Genomic DNA, 18,023 nt, shown 5'->3' with positions numbered 1-18,023 from the left:
GCCTTGGGGGGGGTTTTTTTTTTCCGGGGGGTCTCGCTTGGGGGGGGTGGGGGGGGGGGGTGTACACGGACGGGGGGGTTGGGACAGGGAGGTGGTCCCTCCCCCGAGCCCTGCGTTGACGCATCGGCTGCCCGCTGCGGCCGATCAGAGCTGGTTGCCGACGAAGACCGTGAGGTCGACGAGGCGGTTGGAGTAGCCCCACTCGTTGTCGTACCAGCCGATGACCTTCACGTTCTTGCCCTCCTGGACCATGGTCAGGGAGGAGTCGAAGGTGCAGGACGCCGGGGCGTTGACGATGTCGGAGGAGACGATCTGGTCCTCGGTGTAGTCGAGGAGACCCTTCAGCTCGCCCTCGGCGGCCTTCTGGAAGGCGGCGTTGACCTCTTCCTTGGTGACCTCGCGGCCGAGTTCGACGACCAGGTCGGTGACCGAGCCGGTCGGGACCGGGACGCGCATGGCGATGCCGTCGAGCTTGCCCTTGAGCTGCGGCAGGACCAGGGCGGTGGCCTTCGCGGCACCGGTGGTGGTCGGGATGATGTTCTCTGCGGCGGCACGGGCGCGGCGCAGGTCCTTGTGCGGGAAGTCCAGGATGCGCTGGTCGTTCGTGTACGCGTGCACCGTCGTCATCAGACCCTTGACGATGCCGAAGTTCTCGTCCAGGACCTTCGCCATCGGGGCCACACAGTTGGTGGTGCAGGAGGCGTTGGAGATGACGTGGTGGTTCGCCGGGTCGTACTTGTCCTGGTTGACACCCATCACGATGGTGATGTCCTCGTCCTTGGCCGGGGCCGAGATGAGGACCTTCTTCGCGCCGCCGGCGATGTGCTTCGCGGCGTCGTCCTTCTTCGTGAAGATGCCGGTCGACTCGATGACGATGTCGACGCCCAGCTCGCCCCACGGGATGTCGGCCGGGTTGCGCTCGGAGAGCACCTTGATGGTGTGGCCGTCGACGGTGATCGTGTCGGCGGTGTGGGAGACCTCCTGCTTGAGGCGGCCCAGGATGGTGTCGTACTTGAGCAGGTGAGCGGTGGTCGCGGTGTCACCCAGGTCGTTGACAGCCACAACCTCGATGTCGGCACCCTGCTCCAGCAGTGCGCGGAAGTAGTTACGCCCGATACGGCCGAAGCCGTTGATGCCTACGCGGATCGTCACGAACCGATCTCCTCGTTGGTACGCCGGCCATGCGGTGCCGGCGAGCTGTATTTGGGATGTCCCCGACCACCCCCGACCCTACCCCTCCGGGGGCCCCGGAGTGACATCGAGATGCCGCATAAAAGGGCAGGCGGTCCGTACCGGCCAGTAGGGTACGGACCGCCTCGGATCGGCGGTCGTTTCGCCGTTCTTTGTTACGGAATGCCGCTGCCCGTTGGCGCTCTTTTCACTCGTTCGTGAGCGGGTCGGCTCACCTGATGAGTGCTACTTTCGCGCACCGTTGAGAGAGGGTCCCGCTCACATGTTGAGTAACTCCGTCTCAACTGCCGAGCGAGGCGAACGCCTTCCTCAGCAGGGCCGCGCGGTCGGCCGCCGACGGCACCTGCTCCAGGCCGAAGCCGAGCAGCACGGTGTCCTCGGTGGTGACCGCTCCGTACGTCCGGAAGAGCGTTCCGGTCCGCGTCCAGTCCTTCAGGACCGCCGGGCTGCCCGGTGGCGGCCCGGCCACTCTCCAGGCGCCCAGGGACGTCTCGAAGCCCTCGGTCTCCTTCGGTGTGCCGCCGACGACGAGCGAGGCGTCGTCGGCGAGGACGCCGTGCCCGCCGCTGCCCGGGTCGGTGATGTAGCCGAGGGAGACCTCGACGGACTTTCCGGCGTACGCGCTCAGGTCGAAGTTCACCCGCTGCCAGCCGCCGGAACTGCCGGTGAGGCTGTTCCACGAACCGGAGGTGCCGGTCGCGGTGCAGGAGTTGTCCGCGAGCGTCAGATAGTGCTCGAGCCAGGGGTGCTCACCGATCAGGAACCCGGCCCCGCACTCGGACGGTACGGCCGTCTTCGTGGCCCCCGAGGCCTCCGGCAGCGTGGTCCAGTCCTCGGCGCCCACGGTGTGGGCCTCGACGACCGCGTGGTCGTAGCCGGGCTCGGTGTCCCACAGCAGCCGGGTGCTCAGCGTCGGCTTCTCGGCGGCGCTGACACCGGTGAGGTCGATGGTGCGGGTGAGGCGCTTGTAGGCGTCGTCGGTGTGGACCGCCGCGGCCATGGAGGAGCCGCTGTACGGGCCGTACGGGTTGACTGTGCCGGCGAACTGCCCCGCTCCCGCGCTCGCGAACTGCGGGTACTTCGCGACCGGCAGCTCCTCGGACGTGACGCCGTAGGTGCCGGCCTTGTCCAGCGGGTTGCCGGGCGCGTCACCGAGGGCGCCGGTGTAGCCGTCGAGGCGGCCGGTGCCGGTGAAGCCGGTGGCTCCCTTGGTCGACGTACGGCTGTAGGCGCCCAGGTAGTACTGGCTGAAGTCGTCCGAGAGGGTGCCGTCGCCGAGGTCGACGCTGCCGCCGGCCAGCTCGCCGGCCTCGATCAGCCTGCCGCCCTCGTTGAGGTAGGCACGCAGCTGGAGCTGCGTGGCGTTGCCCGGTCCGCTCGCGCCCGAGTAGTGCACGACCGTCCTGAAGTGCCCGAGCACGCCGAGCGCGTCCGGCGCACCCTGTGCGGCGACGTCCCAGACGATCGCCCGGTGGCCGCTCGCCTTCAGCGCGGCCACGTACGTGCGCGCCTGCGCGGCGGCCGCGCCCTCCTCGGCGACGACGAGGGTGTCGGCCCTGGGCCGCTCGGCGACGGTGTAGGTGAAGTGGGAGCTGGAGACCTTCTTGCCGCTCATCGTCCCGCTCTTCGACCCGCTCTTCGTCGTGCCGGTGAACCACACCTCGACCTTGTCGCCCGGCTCGCCGCCGCGGACCTTGGCCCGGTACTCGTCGAAGTAGAGGTCGTCCTCGCCGCCGTACGTCCGACCGCCCTTCCAGTGCCTGAGCGCCTGGTCGCGCGTACGGCCGCCATTGACGCGGTACTTGAGTTCCTTGTCCCGGACCGCCTTGCGGACGACGACGGAGACCTCCTGCTCGGCTCCCCGTGAGTACGACGTGGAGAATGCGGCCGGGGTGAAGTCGGCGGCGCTCAGGCCGACCGAGGAGACCGGACGGTCGGGGTGGGCGGCGGTGTCGGCGACGGAGAGCGCGAACGGGACGTTCTTCTCGAACTCCTGCTGGATCAGCTTCTCGTCGTCGGGGAAATTGAAGACCGACTGGCAGTCGTCGGGGTTCCAGGCGTCGTTCGGATCGGCGTTCGACGCGGTCTCGCAGGTGGACATCTCCGGGGTGAACATCGCCATGCCGTTGACGTTCGAGGCGTGACCGTCCGCCTCGCCGTTGGTGGTGTACAGCTCCGAGGAGACCTGCGAACGGTAGCCCGGGATGGCCGGGTTGTCGGGGGTGCCGGCGAGCGCCTCGTAGAGCACGTCGTCCGGGGTGGGGGTGGCGACCTGCCAGCCGACGCCGTAGAGGAGGAGTTCCGCGGCCGAGTGGTAGTTGATGGCATAGGTGAAGCCGACGCGCTTCTCGAAGCCGTCGAGGGCCTTGGTCTCCGGCTCGGACTCGGGACTGGCGCCGCGGTAGGTCTGGCTGGTGGGGTTGGGTGACGAACCCTCGTCGTCGTAGCCCCACTTGTAGGGGAAGTTGCGGTTGAGGTCGACGCCGTCGCCCGTGCCGATGACTCCGTCGCCGTTCACGTCCCGCAGGTTCTTGCGCCACAGACGGGTGGTGGAGTCCTTGAACGTGTAGTCGTAGCCGTCCGGGTTGGCCGACAGCACGAACCACAGTTCGGTGGAGTCGACGATCCGCTTGACACGCTTGTCGCTCTTGTAGCGGTCCAGGTAGTAGTGCAGCAGGCGCCGGGTCATCTCCGGCGTGATCCACTCGCGCGCGTGCTGGTTGGACATGTAGAGCACCGACGGCTTGGAACCGTCCTTCGACTTCTTCGCGTTCCTGGTCAGTTTGAGCGCGAGGATGTCCTGGCCGTTGACGGTCCGCCCGATGGACTCGACCTTGGTGAGGCCCGGGTTGGCCTGCGCGGTCCGGAGGATCTCCTCCTTCAGGCCGCCGCTTCCGCTGTAGGGCCGGAACACGCCCTCGGAGGCGTTCTCGACGCGTGTCGCGGCCCTGGCCGTCAGGGTGTGCTCGGTGAGGTGCACACCCTGCTGCTCGAGCTTCCGGGCCTGCTTGTCGGTGAGGTAGACCTCGACGGTGGTCTTCCCGTTCCCGGCCGCCCGCTCGCCGAGTTCGTGGCCGTCCTGGCCCGCCTTGAGGAGCAGGGGTACCTGCTTCGGAGTGACGTCGGCCCGGAAGACCTTGACCTCGGGGCCGTCGTCAGCCGCGGACTTCGGGGAACTGGCGCTCTGTGCCTGGGCCACGGGTGCGAGGCTCGCTCCCCCGATCAGGAGCGCGCCGACAGCGAGGATCGATCTCGCTCTGTGTCTCATGAACCCCCCTAGCGGTGGTTCGCCACGGCGACGAACTGGTTGCCAGGCTCATGTCACTGCATGATCGAGTCAAGAGCGCCTCATGGACACGCAAACGCCGGTGCCGACCACCCGAATGGGCGCCGGCACCGGCGAGTTGGACGGCTTCGGATCACCCGGCGAGGTTGTCCGCCAGCTCCTCGCTGAGGTTGGCCTCCGTGCCCGGGATGCCGAGGTCGGAGGCTCGCTTGTCGGCCATCGCCAGCAGCCGGCGGATCCGGCCGGCGACCGCGTCCTTGGTGAGCGGCGGGTCGGCGAGCGCCCCCAGCTCCTCCAGGGAGGCCTGCTTGTGCTCCATGCGCAGCCGGCCGGCGGCCGCGAGGTGCTCGGGCACCTCGTCGCCGAGGATCTCCAGGGCCCGCTGGACCCGGGCACCGGCGGCCACGGCGGCGCGGGCCGAGCGCCGCAGGTTGGCGTCGTCGAAGTTGGCGAGCCGGTTGGCGGTGGCCCGCACCTCGCGCCGCATCCGGCGCTCCTCCCAGGCCAGCACGGACTCGTGCGCGCCGAGCCGGGTGAGCAGGGCACCGATCGCGTCACCGTCGCGTACGACCACCCGGTCCACCCCGCGCACCTCGCGGGCCTTGGCGGCGATCGACAGGCGGCGGGCGGCGCCGACCAGCGCGAGCGCGGCCTCCGGGCCCGGGCAGGTCACCTCGAGCGAGGAGGAGCGGCCGGGCTCGGTCAGCGAGCCGTGCGCCAGGAAGGCCCCGCGCCAGGCCGCCTCCGCGTCACAGGTGGCCCCGGAGACCACCTGCGGGGGCAGCCCCCGGATCGGCCGGCCCCGGCCGTCGACGAGGCCCGTCTGGCGGGCCAGCTGGTCGCCGCCGGCGACCACGCGCACCACGTACCGCGAGCCGCGGCGCAGTCCGCCGGGCGCCATCACGATCAGTTCCGAGCTGTGACCGAAGATCTCCAGGATGTCCCGCTTGAGCCGGCGCGCCGCCATCGCGGTGTCCAGCTCCGCCTCGATCACGATGCGTCCGCTCACCAGGTGGAGGCCGCCGGCGAACCGCAGAATGGCGGAGACCTCCGCCTTCCTGCAGCAGGTCCGGGTGACGGGGAGCCGGGAGATCTCGTCCTTCACCGCTGCCGTCATCGCCATGGGCCGATCCTTCCATGCATCCGAAAAATACGGTCGTACGCGGCGGCCAACAGCTCCGGATCGTGCCGGGGGCTTCCGTCGGTCCGGGCCACCGGCGCCAGCTCGACCGCGGCTCCGAGCCGCTTGGCGGCCTCGGTGAGCGAGTCGCGGTCGGGCACGGCGGCCTCGTCGGCCAGCACCACGTCCAGGGCGAGTTTAGGGGCGTGTCGCCCCAAAACCTCCAAATGACGCTGCGGGGAGAAGCCCTCGGTTTCTCCCGGCTGCGGGGCGAGGTTCAGCGAGAGGACCTTGCGCGCCTTGGTCTCGGTGAGGGCGTCCAGCAGCTCGGGGACGAGCAGGTGCGGGATGACCGAGGAGAACCAGGAGCCGGGGCCGAGCACCACCCAGTCCGCGTCCAGGACCGCCGCCACGGCCTCCGGGACGGCGGGCGGGTCGTGGGGCACGAGGTGCACGGACTGCACCTCTCCGGGGGTGAGGGCCACGGTCGCCTGTCCGCGGACCGTGTCCACGTCCTCCGGGCGCTCCGGGTCGTGCCCCTTCACCAGCGCCTGCAGCTCCAGCGGCACGGCCGACATGGGCAGCACACGCCCGTGCGCGCCGAGCAGCTTGCCGACCAGGTCCAGCGCCTGCACATGGTCGCCGAGCTGCTCCCACAGGGCGACGATGAGCAGGTTGCCGACCGCGTGGTCGTGCAGGTCGCCCTTGGACTGGAAGCGGTGCTGGATGACCCGGGCCCAGGTCTGGCCCCAGTCGTCGTCGCCGCACAGCGCGGCCAGCGCCTTGCGCAGGTCGCCGGGCGGCAGCACGCCCAGCTCGTCGCGCAGGCGCCCGCTGGAGCCGCCGTCGTCGGCCACCGTGACGACGGCGGTGAGGTCGCCGGTGATCCGGCGCAGTGCGGCGAGCGAGGCGGACAGGCCCATGCCGCCGCCGAGCGCGACGACCTTGGGCTGGGCGCCGCGCCGGCGAGCCCGGGCGCCGCGGGCCTCGGCCTGGCGGCCCGCCCGCACAGCGGCCGCGGCGCGGCCGGAGCGGCCCTCCGGGACCACCCGGCGCAGCCTGCTCAGCCGCGGTGTACGTTCCGTCATTCCCGTCCCATGTCCCGGTGCACGACCACCGTCTCCACGCCCTCGGCCGCGAGGCGCGCGGCGAGCTTCTCCGACATCGCGACCGAGCGGTGCTTGCCGCCGGTACAGCCGATGGCGATGGTCACATACCGCTTGCCCTCGCGCCGGTAGCCGGCCGCGATCAGCCGCAGCAGCTCGGCGTACCGGTCGAGGAACTCCTTGGCGCCGGGCTGGTTGAAGACGTACGCGGCGACCTCCTCGTTGAGGCCGGTGTACGGGCGCAGCTCCGGGACCCAGTGCGGGTTGGGCAGGAACCGCATGTCCGCGACCAGGTCGGCGTCGACCGGCAGGCCGTACTTGAAGCCGAAGGACATCACGGTCGCCCGCAGCTCGGGCTCCTCCTCGCCGGCGAACTGCGCGTCCATCTTGGCGCGCAGCTCGTGCACGTTGAGGCTGGAGGTGTCGATCACCAGGTCGGCGTCGCCGCGCAGCTCGCGCAGCAGCTCGCGCTCGGCCGCGATGCCGTCCACGATGCGGCCGTCGCCCTGGAGGGGGTGCGGGCGGCGCACCGACTCGAAGCGGCGCACCAGGGCGTCGTCGGAGGACTCCAGGAAGACGATTCTGCGGGTGACGCCCCGGGTGTCGAGGTCGGCGAGGGAATCGCGCAGGTTGTCGAAGAAGCGCCGGCCGCGCACGTCCACGACCACGGCGATCCGCGCCACGTTGCCCTGGGAGCGGGCGCCCAGCTCCACCATGGTGGGGATCAGGGCGGGCGGAAGGTTGTCCACGACGAACCAGCCGAGGTCCTCGAGACACTTCGCGGCCGTCGACCTGCCCGCGCCGGACATGCCGGAGATGATCACCAGCTCGGGGATGGCCGCTTCGGGGGCCCCGGCCGCCGTGCCGTCCGTACTCACCTGTGCTCCGTTTTCCTGAGCCGCCTGCTGCGGCTCCCCCTCGCCCGTCTGTTCTCGGTCGGCTGCGGGCTGTGCGTCGTGCTCGGTCATGTCTCCTGCCCCCGTCGTTCGTCCGGGACACCCGCGGTCACGGGCTCCCCCGAGGAACCCCCCGTCATGTCGGGTTCCTCGTCATCAATGATCTCTCCGGTCGCCGTGTTCACGGCGGGTACGGCCGGAACCGCCCGGGCGAGGGCCGCTGCAATGGTCTCGGCCGTCTTCCGGCCTATGCCGGGCACTTCCTGGATCTGCTCGATTGTGGCGGACCGCAGCTTCCTCACCGAGCCGAAATGCTTGATGAGCGCCTGTTTGCGGGTCTCGCCGAGGCCGGGCACGTCGTCCAGGGGGCTGGAGCGGAAGCGTTTGGCCCGCTTGGTGCGCTGGTAGGTGATCGCGAAGCGGTGGGCCTCGTCGCGGACGCGCTGGAGCATGTAGAGGCCCTCGCTGGTGCGGGGCAGGACCACCGGGTCGTCCTCGCCGGGCACCCAGACCTCCTCCAGGCGCTTGGCGAGGCCGCACACGGCGATGTCGTCGATGCCCAGTTCGTCCAGCGCCCGCCGGGCGGCCGCGACCTGCGGCTGACCGCCGTCCACCACGACGAGCTGCGGCGGGTAGGCGAACTTCCTGGGGCGGCCGTCGTCGTCCTTGAGGGAGCCGTTCAGCGGGTCACCGTCGGTGAGGGCCTCCTCCCCGTCGGTCCACTCCCCCGTCCTCTCCTTCTCGGCGAGGTACCGCCTGAAGCGGCGGGTGACCACCTCGTGCATCGAGCGGACGTCGTCCTGCCCGACGAAGCCCCTGATCTGGAAGCGGCGGTACTCGCTCTTGCGCTGCAGGCCGTCCTCGAAGACGACCATGGAGGCGACCACGTCGTCGCCCTGCAGGTGCGAGATGTCGTAGCACTCGATCCTGAGCGGGGCGCTGTCCAGGTCGAGGGCCTCGGCGATCTCCTCCAGCGCCCGCGAGCGGGTGGTCAGGTCGGAGGCGCGCTTGGTCTTGTGCAGGGCCAGGGCCTGCAGGGCGTTGCGCCGCACGGTCTCCATGAGCGCCTTCTTGTCGCCGCGCTGCGGGATGCGCAGCGAGACGTTGGACCCGCGGCGGCCGGTCAGCCACTCCTGGACCGGCTCGACCGGCTCGGGCAGGGCCGGCACCAGGACCTCCTTGGGGACGGCGTCCCCGGTCTCCTCGCCGTAGAGCTGCTGCAGGGCGTGCTCGACGAGGGCACCCGTGGTGACCTCCTCGACCTTGTCGGTCACCCAGCCGCGCTGGCCGCGCACCCGGCCGCCGCGCACGTGGAAGATCTGCACGGCCGCCTCCAGCTCGTCCTCGGCGACGGCGACGAGGTCGGCGTCGGTCGCGTCGGCGAGCACGACCGCGTTCTTCTCCATGGCCTTCTTCAGGGCCTCGATGTCGTCGCGCAGGCGGGCGGCCCGCTCGTACTCCATCTCCTCGGCCGCCTCCGTCATCTGCTTCTCCAGACGGCGGAGGTAGGTGCCGGTGCGGCCGGCCATGAAGTCGCAGAACTCCTCGGCCAGGTCCCCGTGGTCCTCGGGGGTGATACGGCCGACGCACGGGGCGGAGCACTTGCCGATGTAGCCGAGCAGACAGGGGCGGCCGGTGCGGGCGGCGTTCTTGAAGACACCGGCGGAGCAGGTGCGCACCGGGAAGACCCGCAACAGCAGGTCGACGGTGTCCCGGATGGCCCACGCGTGCGCGTACGGACCGAAGTACCTGACGCCCTTCTTCTTGTGACCGCGCATCACCTGCACGCGCGGGAACTCCTCGTTCATCGTCACCGCGAGGTAGGGGTAGCTCTTGTCGTCGCGGTACTTGACGTTGAACCGGGGGTCGTACTCCTTGATCCAGGAGTACTCCAGCTGCAGCGCCTCGACCTCCGTGGACACCACGGTCCACTCCACGGACGCGGCGGTGGTCACCATCGACCGGGTGCGGGGGTGCAGGTTCGCCAGGTCCTGGAAGTAGTTCGCCAGGCGCTGGCGCAGGCTCTTCGCCTTTCCGACGTAGATCACCCGGCGGTGCTCGTCACGGAACCTGTACACCCCGGGAGAGTCCGGGATCTCACCCGGCCTGGGGCGGTAGCTGGAGGGGTCGGCCATGTCTCACACCCTACTGGCGAGCACCGACACCGCGTCGGGCCTGTGGACAACGCCCACCGGCGCGACCGCCCCTTCCGCCGCACGTCGAGGCGGTCCCGTCACCCCGCGGCCCCCTCGGGGCAGCTTTCCGGCCATGCTGCCCTCCCCGACACACCCGGGCGGGCGCCGCCGCGGACCGTACGGCCCCGAGTCCACGTGCCCTGCGGGGGCGCGGGTCGGCCAGGAGTGCGCGGCGACCGGACCCGAGGTGTTGTCGGGGTCTGGTCAACACGCTTCAATGCGGGGGAACTCGGGGCCGTGCACGTCGGCGTACGGACGCGGCGTGCACAGACAGGGGCGTCCTCGGCGCCCACGGGGGCGGCCCCACACCCGCACGGGCGGCCCGACCAGCCGCCGTGACCTCACAGAAAGGCCCCTGTGCATGCGGCACGCCACAGAGCACGCGGACGTCCCCGCCGCGGAACTCGACCTGGCCCTGCGGGGCGGCCCCTTCCACGTGGCGCTGCGCGCCGCGATCGCCGCCCGCGGACTGCCGCTCCAGCGCGTGCAGCACCATCTCTCGCGCCACGGGGTCAAGGTCGGGGTCACCAGTCTGAGTTACTGGCAACAGGGCGCCCGCCGCCCACAGCGCCCCGAGTCGCTGCGCGCCGTACGGGCCCTGGAGGAGATCCTCCAGCTGCCGGACGAGTCCCTGATCCGGCTGCTCACCGAAGCCGACGAGGCCGCCTCCGCCGGCCGCCCCTCGGTCCGCTCCTACCGCTCCCAGGTCGAGGCCTCCGACGTCCTGAACCGGCTCCAGGGCGAGCTGGGCTGGGCCCTCGACGGCGGACTGCACACCCTTGGCCACCACGAGCGCGTCCGGATCGGCGCCCGCCGTGAACTGTCGGGGCGCGAGTCCCACCACATCGTGCGTGCCCACCGCGACGGCGTCGACCGCTTCCTCGCCGTCCACCAGGGCGACCCAGGCTGCAGCCCGCGTGCCATGAAGGTGCACGCCCTGGAGAACTGCCGCACGGGACGCGTCCGGCTGGACCAGGACACCGGTGTGCTGGTGGCCGAGCTCCTCTTCGGCACCCGGCTGCGCACGGGCGAGACCTTCCTCTTCCGGTACGGCGTCGAGGACGGCACGGCGGGAGTCTGCCGCGAGTACGGCCACCGGTTCGCATTCCCGGGCGGCCAGTACGCGCTCCAGGTGCGCTTCGACGGGGCCGCGCTGCCGGCACGCTGCCACCGCTTCACCCAGCACTCACCCGCGGCCCCGCGCAGCGGCCGGCACGAGCTGCCGGTCAGCGGGCCGCACCACAGCGTCCACGTGGTCGAGTCCCGGATACGGCCCGGGCTGGTCGGCATCGCCTGGGACTGGGACTGAGCGCCTGACCGAGGGCCCGCTCGACGGGCCGCTCAGGCACCCGGACCGGCGATGATCCTGCCCTTGGCGACCTTGACCGGCAGCTCGTTCAACGGCTCGGTGGCCGGTGTCTGGACCACCTTGCCGGTCACCGCGTCGAACCGGCTGCCGTGGCAGGGGCAGATCAGCGTCGTCCCCTGGAGCTTGTTGATGGGGCACCCCGCGTGTGTGCAGATCGTGCTGTACGCCTTGAGCGCGCCGCCCGCGTCCCGGCTGACCACGACGTTCCGGTCCCGGTAGACCTTGGCGCCGCCCTTCGGGACCTCGGTCTCGGCGCCGAGGTCGACCGGCGCGGTGGGGGTGGCGTCGGCCGAGGCGCCTCCCGGGGCCGAGCAGGCGGCCAGTCCGAGCCCCGCGACCGGGGCCACGGCGGCTCCTCGAAGGACGGTACGACGGCTCGCGGACGGTCGGGCCGGCATCAGGATCTCCACTGGTCAGGGGGTTGTGCGCGCCGCACGATACCGGTGCGGGCCGGCCGGGTTCGCAGCGGGGAGCGGTGAGCGAGGACGGCGGACAGGGCGCGTAAACGCTTGCGCAAGCGTTTACGCGGGTCCGGGATTGAGGTAACTTCCCGGCCGACAGGCTCATGCGACTCAGGGAGGAGCGCCGATGCCCACCATGGCCGACGTCGCCCGGAGCGCCGGTGTCTCCGTGGCGACCGTCTCCCACGTGCTCAACGGCACGCGGCCGGTGCTGCCGCACACCCGCCGGGCCGTGCTGGACGCCGTCGACGCGCTCGGCTACACGCCCAACACCCTCGCCCGCTCCCTGGTGACCTCGCGCACCCGCTCCATCGGCCTCGCGGTGTCGGCGATCAGCAACCCGTACTTCACGGAGATCCTCCAGGGCGTCGAGGCCGAGGCCCTGGAGGCGGGCTACAGCCTCCTCATCGCCGACCCGCACGACGACCCCGCGCACGAACGCAAGGTCGTCCAGCTTCTCCACGAGCGCAGGGTGGACGGCATGATCGTCGCCCCCTCCGCCGAGCCGCACGATCTCCTCGACTACCTCGGCCGCCATGCCGTGCCGACGGTGTTCCTGGACCGGGTGCTCCCGAGCGGTGGCCGCGCGGTGGGCGCACCGGACCCCGATCAGGACATGTCGGCTCAGGACACCCCGGATCCGGTTCCGGCCGGTCGGGGCTCGGCCGATCAGGCCTCGCCCGGTCACGCATCGGCGGATGAGGCGCTTTTCGGTCAGGGCCGTTTCGATCAGGTCTGTGCCGAGAACGTCGAGCCGATGGCCCGGCTCGTCACCCACCTCGCCGGACTCGGTCATCGCCGGATCGGCCTGGTCGCGGGGCTGCCCGGGCTCAGCACCACCAGTGAGCGCATCACCGGCCATCGCCAGGCCCTCGCCGCGGCGGGCCTCGGCCATGACGAGGAGCTCGTGGTGTCCGGCAACTCCGAGTCCGCCGGCGCCGAACGGGCCACGGCCGCCCTGCTCTGTCTCCCCGATCCGCCCACGGCGCTCGTCACCGCCAACAACGCCATGACCATCGGCGCCCTGCGCGCCCTGCGCCGACAGGGCCTGGCCGTGCCGGACGACATCGCTCTGGGCTGCTTCGACGACTTCGCCTGGGCCGACCTGTTCTCGCCCCGGCTCACCGCCATCGCCCAGCCCAGCAGGGAGATCGGCGCCCAGGCCGTCCGGGTGCTGCTGGACCGGCTCGCCGCACCCGACCGGCCCGCCCGGACCGTGAGGCTGCCCTGCGCCTTCGTCCACCGCAGCTCCTGCGGGTGTCCGGAGGACCGGGCCGAAGGCCCCCGGCCGGCCGCGCCCGGCCGCACGACCGAACCATCCGCGCTGTCCGAGAAGGGAACCGCCTCGTGATCGTCGTCGCCGGTGAGGCACTGATCGACCTGGTACCGCAGGGCCGGGGTGCCCTCGCGGACCTGAAGCCGGCGCTCGGCGGCGGCCCGTACAACACGGCCGTGGCCCTCGGCCGCCTCGGCTCCCCGACCGCCTTCTGCTCCCGCACGTCGCACGACGCCTTCGGTGAGGCCCTGCTCGACGGGCTGCGGCGGGCCGGGGTGGATGTGTCGGGTGTGCAGCGCGGCCCCGAGCCGACCACCCTCGCGGTCGCCACCGTCGACACCGGCGGCTCGGCCGCCTACTCCTTCTACGTCGACGGCACCGCCGACCGCCTCTTCGCCGCCCCCGCCGGCCTCCCCGCCGACACGCGCGCCGTGTCCTTCGGCACCTGCTCGCTCGTCCTGGAACCGGGGGCGAGCGCCTACGAGGAGCTGATGCGGACCGCCGCCGGGCAGGGCCTGTTCACGGCCCTCGACCCCAACGTCCGGGCGGGTCTCATCCCGGACCCGGACGCCTACCGTGCGCGGTTCAAGAGCTGGCTGCCCTCGATGACGCTGCTGAAGCTGTCCGCGGAGGACGCCGAGTGGCTGGGCGGCACTCCCCGCGAGTGGCTGGCCGAGGGACCGCCGGCCGTCGTGGTCACCCGGGGCGGTGACGGCCTGACCGTCTTCACCCGGGACGGCGCGGAGTACTCCGTACCGGGCGAGAAGGTGGAGGTCGTGGACACCATCGGCGCCGGTGACACGGTGAACGCGGCCCTGCTGCACGGGCTGTCCGCGCAGGACGCGCTGTCTCCGGCGGCGCTCGCCGCCCTGGGCGGGGACGGCTGGACGCGGCTGCTGCGGTTCGCGGCGCGTGCGGCGGCGATCACCTGCTCGCGGGCGGGAGCGGAACCCCCGTACGCGGCCGAGCTGGGCGAGCTCTGAGCCGGGCCGGCGGGTGCTGGATTCCTCTCTGGTCTTGTCAAGGTTCGACCGGACCCGCGGTCCGTGGGCCCGGGTGAGCCGCAGGGCCAGGGTGGCTGATGGTGGAACGAGCGGCACCCCGCGGGGAGTTCCCGCGGGGCGCCGCTTTTTTGAGGATGTGTCAGGGCATTGCCCTTTTCGGCGTCAGGCCTTGGGGGCCCGCGTCGTCTTCTTCGCGGGTGCCGCCTTCTTGGTGACCCCGGCGGCCTTCTTGGTCGCCGTGTTGTTGGTCTTCGCCGTCACCGTCCTGCGGGCCGTCGACTTGGCCGCGGCCGTCTTCCTGGCCGCCGTGGCGCGCGGTGCCTTCACCGGTTCGGCGTCGCTGATGCGGTCGGGGCCGAGGATCTCGCGCAGGAACTTGCCGGTGTGGCTGGCCGGAACCCCGGCGACCTCCTCGGGCGTACCCTCGGAGACCACGAGGCCACCACCGGCGCCGCCCTCCGGACCCATGTCGACGATCCAGTCGGCGGTCTTGATCACATCGAGGTTGTGCTCGATGACGATGACCGTGTTGCCCTTGTCGACCAGGCCGGAGAGGACCTTCAGCAGCTTGCTGATGTCCTCGAAGTGCAGACCGGTGGTCGGCTCGTCCAGGACGTAGACCGTGCGGCCGGTGGAGCGCTTCTGCAGCTCGCTGGCGAGCTTGACGCGCTGTGCCTCACCGCCGGACAGGGTGGTCGCGGACTGGCCGAGCCGGACGTACCCGAGGCCGACGTCCTTCAGCGTCCTCAGGTGCCGGGAGATGGCCGGGACGGCCTCGAAGAAGTCGGTCGCCTCCTCGATCGGCATGTTCAGCACGTCGGCGATGGACTTGCCCTTGTAGTGGACCTCCAGGGTCTCCCGGTTGTACCGGGCGCCGTGGCAGACCTCGCACGGGACGTAGACGTCCGGGAGGAAGTTCATCTCGATCTTGATCGTGCCGTCGCCCGCGCAGTTCTCGCAGCGGCCGCCCTTGACGTTGAAGGAGAAGCGCCCGGGCAGGTAGCCGCGGACCTTCGCCTCGGTGGTCTCGGCGAACAGCTTGCGGATGTGGTCGAAGACGCCGGTGTAGGTCGCCGGGTTGGACCGCGGGGTGCGGCCGATGGGCGACTGGTCGACGTGCACGACCTTGTCCACGAGGTCGTCGCCGTCCACCCGCGTGTGCCGTCCGGGGACGTTGCGCGCGCCGTTCAGCTCACGGGCCAGATGCGTGTAGAGGATGTCGTTGACCAGCGTGGACTTGCCGGAGCCCGACACACCCGTGACGGCCGTGAACACACCCAGCGGGAAGGACACGTCGATGTCCTGGAGGTTGTTCTCCCGGGCACCGTGCACCGTGAGCTGCCGGGACGGGTCGCGAGGACGCCGTACGTCCGGGACCGGGATGGACTTGCGGCCCGAGAGGTACTGACCGGTCTGCGACTCGGCGTTGGCCAGCAGCTCCTTCAGGGAGCCGCTGTGCACGACCTTGCCGCCGTGCTCACCGGCGCCGGGGCCGATGTCCACGATCCAGTCGGCGACCTTGATCGTGTCCTCGTCGTGCTCCACGACGATGAGGGTGTTCCCCATGTCCCGCAGCCGGACCAGGGTCTCGATCAGCCGGTGGTTGTCACGCTGGTGCAGACCGATGGACGGCTCGTCCAGGACGTACAGGACGCCCACGAGGCCGGAGCCGATCTGGGTGGCCAGGCGAATGCGCTGGGCCTCACCGCCGGACAGGGTGCCGGCCGCGCGGTTGAGGGAGAGGTAGTCGAGGCCGACGTCGACCAGGAAGCGCAGCCGCTCGTTGACCTCCTTCAGGACCCGCTCGGCGATCTTCTTGTCGCGGGCGTTCAGCTTCAGCCGGCCCAGGAAGTCCGCGCAGTCGCTGATCGACATCCCCGAGACCTCGGCGATCGACTTCTCCATGATCGTGACGGCGAGGACGATCGGCTTCAGGCGCGTGCCCTCACAGGAGGGGCAGGGCACCTCACGCATGTAGCCCTCGAAGCGCTCGCGGCTGGCGTCGCTCTCGGCCTCGCTGTGGCGGCGCTTGACGAACGGCACCGCGCCCTCGAAGGGCGTGGTGTACACACGCTCGCGGCCGTACCGGTTGCGGTAACGGACCTCGATCTGGGTCTTGTGGCCGTACAGCAGGGCCTTCTTCGCCCGCTGCGGCAGGCCCGCGAAGGGGATGTCGGTGCGGAAGCCGAGGGCGTCCGCGAGGGCACCGATCAGGCGGCCGAAGTAGTCCTTGGTGTGTCCGTGGGACCAGGGGTGGATGGCGCCCTCGTCCAGGGACTTGTCCTCGTCCGGGACGATCAGCTCCGGGTCGACCTCCATGCGCGTGCCGATGCCGGTGCACTCGGGGCAGGCGCCGAAGGGCGAGTTGAAGGAGAAGGAACGGGGCTCCAGCTCCTCGAAGGACAGGTCGTCGTAGGGGCAGTAGAGGTGCTCCGAGTACATGCGCTCGCGCTCGGGGTCGTCCTCGGGGAGGTCCACGAAGTCGAGCACGACCATGCCGCCGGACAGGCCGAGGGCGGTCTCCACGGAGTCGGTGAGGCGGCGCTTGGCGGACTCCTTCACCGTGAGGCGGTCGACGACCACCTCGATGGTGTGCTTCTCCTGCTTCTTCAGGGTCGGCGGCTCGGACAGCTGGATCGTCTGGCCGTCCACGCGCGCGCGTGAGTAACCCTTGGTCTGCAGGTCTGCGAAGAGGTCGACGAACTCGCCCTTCCGCTCGCGCACCAGCGGCGACAGGACCTGGAAGCGGCTCCCCTCCGGCAGCTCCAGCACCTTGTCGACGATGGCCTGCGGCGACTGGCGCGAGATCGGGCGGCCGCACTCGGGACAGTGCGGCTTGCCGATGCGCGCGAAGAGCAGACGCAGGTAGTCGTAGACCTCGGTGATGGTGCCGACCGTCGAGCGCGGGTTGCGCGAGGTCGACTTCTGGTCGATGGAGACCGCCGGGGACAGCCCCTCGATGAAGTCGACGTCCGGCTTGTCCATCTGGCCGAGGAACTGCCGGGCGTACGAGGAGAGCGACTCGACGTACCGGCGCTGCCCCTCGGCGAAGATCGTGTCGAAGGCCAGGGAGGACTTGCCCGACCCGGACAGGCCCGTGAAGACGATGAGCGAGTCACGAGGCAGGTCGAGCGAGACATTCTTCAGGTTGTGCTCGCGCGCGCCACGGACGATGAGACGGTCGGCCACGCCGGTCCGCACCTTTCTTGAGAGAAGTGACAGGGGCGGGGCCCCCGTGCTTCTTCGAGACTAGGGGGAGCCACTGACAACGCCGGTCGGATTCCCGGATCCATAACAATCCCCGGCTCTCCAGCATGCCCGACGCCACTCTCGACGATATAGCACGCGCATTCGATTTGCGGACGAGGTTCACCACCTTCACCCGAAGGTGTGGTGGGGCTAATGTCAGGCCCATGATTGATCACGCTCATGACCTGGCATGTGTACGTGACGCGACCGAGCGGCTCCTCACCGCTGTCGCCAAACTGGACAACGCGTCCCTTGCCGAACCGTCACGCCTGCCCGGCTGGACGCGCGGGCACATCCTCGCCCACCTCGCCCGCAACGCGGACGCGCTCGTGAACGTCCTCGAGGGCCGCCCCATGTACGCGAGCGCCGAGACCCGGGACGCCGACATCGGTCGCGACGCCCCCCGCCCGCTGGACGTCCAGCTCGCAGACGTGCGCGAGACCGCTGCGCGCTTCCAGGAGACGGGGGCCGCCCCGGCGGACTGGACGCGCACGGTGGAGCTGCGCAACGGGGTCACCGACACCGCGGCCCGTGTGCCGTTCCGGCGGTGGGTCGAGGTCGAGCTGCACCATGTGGACCTCGGGGTCGGGTACGAGCTGGAGGATCTTCCGGCGGAGTTCACGGAGCGGGAGATCGACTTCCTGGCGGAGCGCTTCGCAGGACACAAAGAGGTCCCCTCTACGGGCCTGAGGGACGACAACGGCCGGGTCTGGACCACCGGCGGCGGAGCGCCGGGCGGCCCCGTCGGCGTCGAGGGGTCGGCCGCCGAGCTGCTCGGCTGGCTCGCCGGCCGCCGCGACGGATCCGGCCTGACCGTGCAGGGTGGCACTCTGCCGGCGCTCCCCCCGCTGTAGTGCGACGACGGTCCGC

The 18,023-nt window shown here is 70.9% G+C and carries 12 protein-coding genes; 4 read left to right on the top strand and 8 right to left on the bottom strand.

Features of this window, described 5'->3' with window-relative positions; all coding sequences use genetic code 11:
* Nucleotides 1-144 precede the first annotated feature (144 nt).
* From gap to uvrC, 6 genes are all read right to left on the bottom strand, one after another.
* Nucleotides 145-1,152, bottom strand: coding sequence for a type I glyceraldehyde-3-phosphate dehydrogenase (gap, locus tag AC07CM_RS20785; RefSeq protein ID WP_201839016.1), 1,008 nt, complete (start codon nucleotides 1,150-1,152; stop codon nucleotides 145-147).
* 319 nt (nucleotides 1,153-1,471) lie between these two features.
* On the bottom strand, nucleotides 1,472-4,459 hold the full coding sequence (locus tag AC07CM_RS20780; RefSeq protein WP_478877886.1) for a M14 family metallopeptidase: 2,988 nt from the start codon (nucleotides 4,457-4,459) through the stop codon (nucleotides 1,472-1,474).
* 151 nt (nucleotides 4,460-4,610) lie between these two features.
* Nucleotides 4,611-5,600 (bottom strand): DNA-binding protein WhiA, encoded by a 990-nt coding sequence (gene whiA / locus AC07CM_RS20775; protein WP_030642347.1) that lies wholly within the window; start codon nucleotides 5,598-5,600, stop codon nucleotides 4,611-4,613.
* Complete coding sequence (locus AC07CM_RS20770) at nucleotides 5,591-6,685, bottom strand: gluconeogenesis factor YvcK family protein (protein WP_478877885.1); 1,095 nt, start codon at nucleotides 6,683-6,685, stop codon at nucleotides 5,591-5,593. The genes whiA and AC07CM_RS20770 overlap by 10 nt, the downstream gene beginning before the upstream one ends.
* On the bottom strand, nucleotides 6,682-7,671 hold the full coding sequence (gene rapZ / locus AC07CM_RS20765) for an RNase adapter RapZ (protein ID WP_478877884.1): 990 nt from the start codon (nucleotides 7,669-7,671) through the stop codon (nucleotides 6,682-6,684). Before rapZ ends, AC07CM_RS20770 begins: the two co-directional genes overlap by 4 nt.
* Nucleotides 7,668-9,734 carry an excinuclease ABC subunit UvrC gene (gene uvrC, locus AC07CM_RS20760; protein WP_478877883.1) on the bottom strand — a complete coding sequence of 689 codons (2,067 nt, stop codon included), beginning with the start codon at nucleotides 9,732-9,734 and terminating at the stop codon, nucleotides 7,668-7,670. Before uvrC ends, rapZ begins: the two co-directional genes overlap by 4 nt.
* A 421-nt stretch (nucleotides 9,735-10,155) precedes the next feature.
* Here uvrC and AC07CM_RS20755 point away from each other — a divergent pair, with 421 nt between their 5' ends.
* Nucleotides 10,156-11,103 (top strand): hypothetical protein, encoded by a 948-nt coding sequence (locus tag AC07CM_RS20755; protein ID WP_478877882.1) that lies wholly within the window; start codon nucleotides 10,156-10,158, stop codon nucleotides 11,101-11,103.
* A gap of 32 nt (nucleotides 11,104-11,135) precedes the next feature.
* Here AC07CM_RS20755 and AC07CM_RS20750 read toward each other — a convergent pair whose 3' ends face one another.
* Entirely contained in the window at nucleotides 11,136-11,561 is a 426-nt protein-coding gene (locus tag AC07CM_RS20750) for a Rieske (2Fe-2S) protein (RefSeq protein WP_478877881.1), read from the bottom strand.
* A 190-nt stretch (nucleotides 11,562-11,751) separates the two neighbouring features.
* Here AC07CM_RS20750 and AC07CM_RS20745 point away from each other — a divergent pair, with 190 nt between their 5' ends.
* Together AC07CM_RS20745 and AC07CM_RS20740 are read left to right on the top strand one after the other, a co-directional pair.
* Nucleotides 11,752-12,975, top strand: a complete 1,224-nt coding sequence (locus AC07CM_RS20745; RefSeq protein ID WP_478877880.1) for a LacI family DNA-binding transcriptional regulator — start codon at nucleotides 11,752-11,754, stop codon at nucleotides 12,973-12,975.
* Nucleotides 12,972-13,883, top strand: a complete 912-nt coding sequence (locus tag AC07CM_RS20740; RefSeq protein WP_478877879.1) for a carbohydrate kinase family protein — start codon at nucleotides 12,972-12,974, stop codon at nucleotides 13,881-13,883. Before AC07CM_RS20745 ends, AC07CM_RS20740 begins: the two co-directional genes overlap by 4 nt.
* Before the next feature lie 183 nt (nucleotides 13,884-14,066).
* On the opposite strand, the gene uvrA is transcribed toward AC07CM_RS20740, so the two are convergent.
* Nucleotides 14,067-17,093 carry an excinuclease ABC subunit UvrA gene (uvrA, locus tag AC07CM_RS20735; protein ID WP_478877878.1) on the bottom strand — a complete coding sequence of 1,009 codons (3,027 nt, stop codon included), beginning with the start codon at nucleotides 17,091-17,093 and terminating at the stop codon, nucleotides 14,067-14,069.
* 224 nt (nucleotides 17,094-17,317) lie between these two features.
* On the opposite strand from uvrA, the gene AC07CM_RS20730 reads away from it, so the two are divergent.
* Nucleotides 17,318-18,007, top strand: a complete 690-nt coding sequence (locus AC07CM_RS20730; protein ID WP_478877877.1) for a maleylpyruvate isomerase family mycothiol-dependent enzyme — start codon at nucleotides 17,318-17,320, stop codon at nucleotides 18,005-18,007.
* Nucleotides 18,008-18,023: the final 16 nt, after the last annotated feature.

The sequence above is a fragment of the Streptomyces sp. NPDC044061 genome, assembly GCF_056434305.1.
This window is presented reverse-complemented; position numbering and strand designations above follow the sequence as displayed.

What these genes read in the sequence shown, in the direction of transcription:
- AC07CM_RS20780 (WP_478877886.1), bottom strand. Translation starts at nt 4,459, where the DNA reads ATGAGACACAGAGCGAGATCGATCCTCGCTGTCGGCGCGCTCCTGATC.
- whiA (WP_030642347.1), bottom strand. Translation starts at nt 5,600, where the DNA reads ATGGCGATGACGGCAGCGGTGAAGGACGAGATCTCCCGGCTCCCCGTC.
- AC07CM_RS20770 (WP_478877885.1), bottom strand. Translation starts at nt 6,685, where the DNA reads ATGACGGAACGTACACCGCGGCTGAGCAGGCTGCGCCGGGTGGTCCCG.
- rapZ (WP_478877884.1), bottom strand. Translation starts at nt 7,671, where the DNA reads ATGACCGAGCACGACGCACAGCCCGCAGCCGACCGAGAACAGACGGGC.
- uvrC (WP_478877883.1), bottom strand. Translation starts at nt 9,734, where the DNA reads ATGGCCGACCCCTCCAGCTACCGCCCCAGGCCGGGTGAGATCCCGGAC.
- AC07CM_RS20755 (WP_478877882.1), top strand. Translation starts at nt 10,156, where the DNA reads ATGCGGCACGCCACAGAGCACGCGGACGTCCCCGCCGCGGAACTCGAC.
- AC07CM_RS20750 (WP_478877881.1), bottom strand. Translation starts at nt 11,561, where the DNA reads ATGCCGGCCCGACCGTCCGCGAGCCGTCGTACCGTCCTTCGAGGAGCC.
- AC07CM_RS20745 (WP_478877880.1), top strand. Translation starts at nt 11,752, where the DNA reads ATGCCCACCATGGCCGACGTCGCCCGGAGCGCCGGTGTCTCCGTGGCG.
- AC07CM_RS20730 (WP_478877877.1), top strand. Translation starts at nt 17,318, where the DNA reads ATGATTGATCACGCTCATGACCTGGCATGTGTACGTGACGCGACCGAG.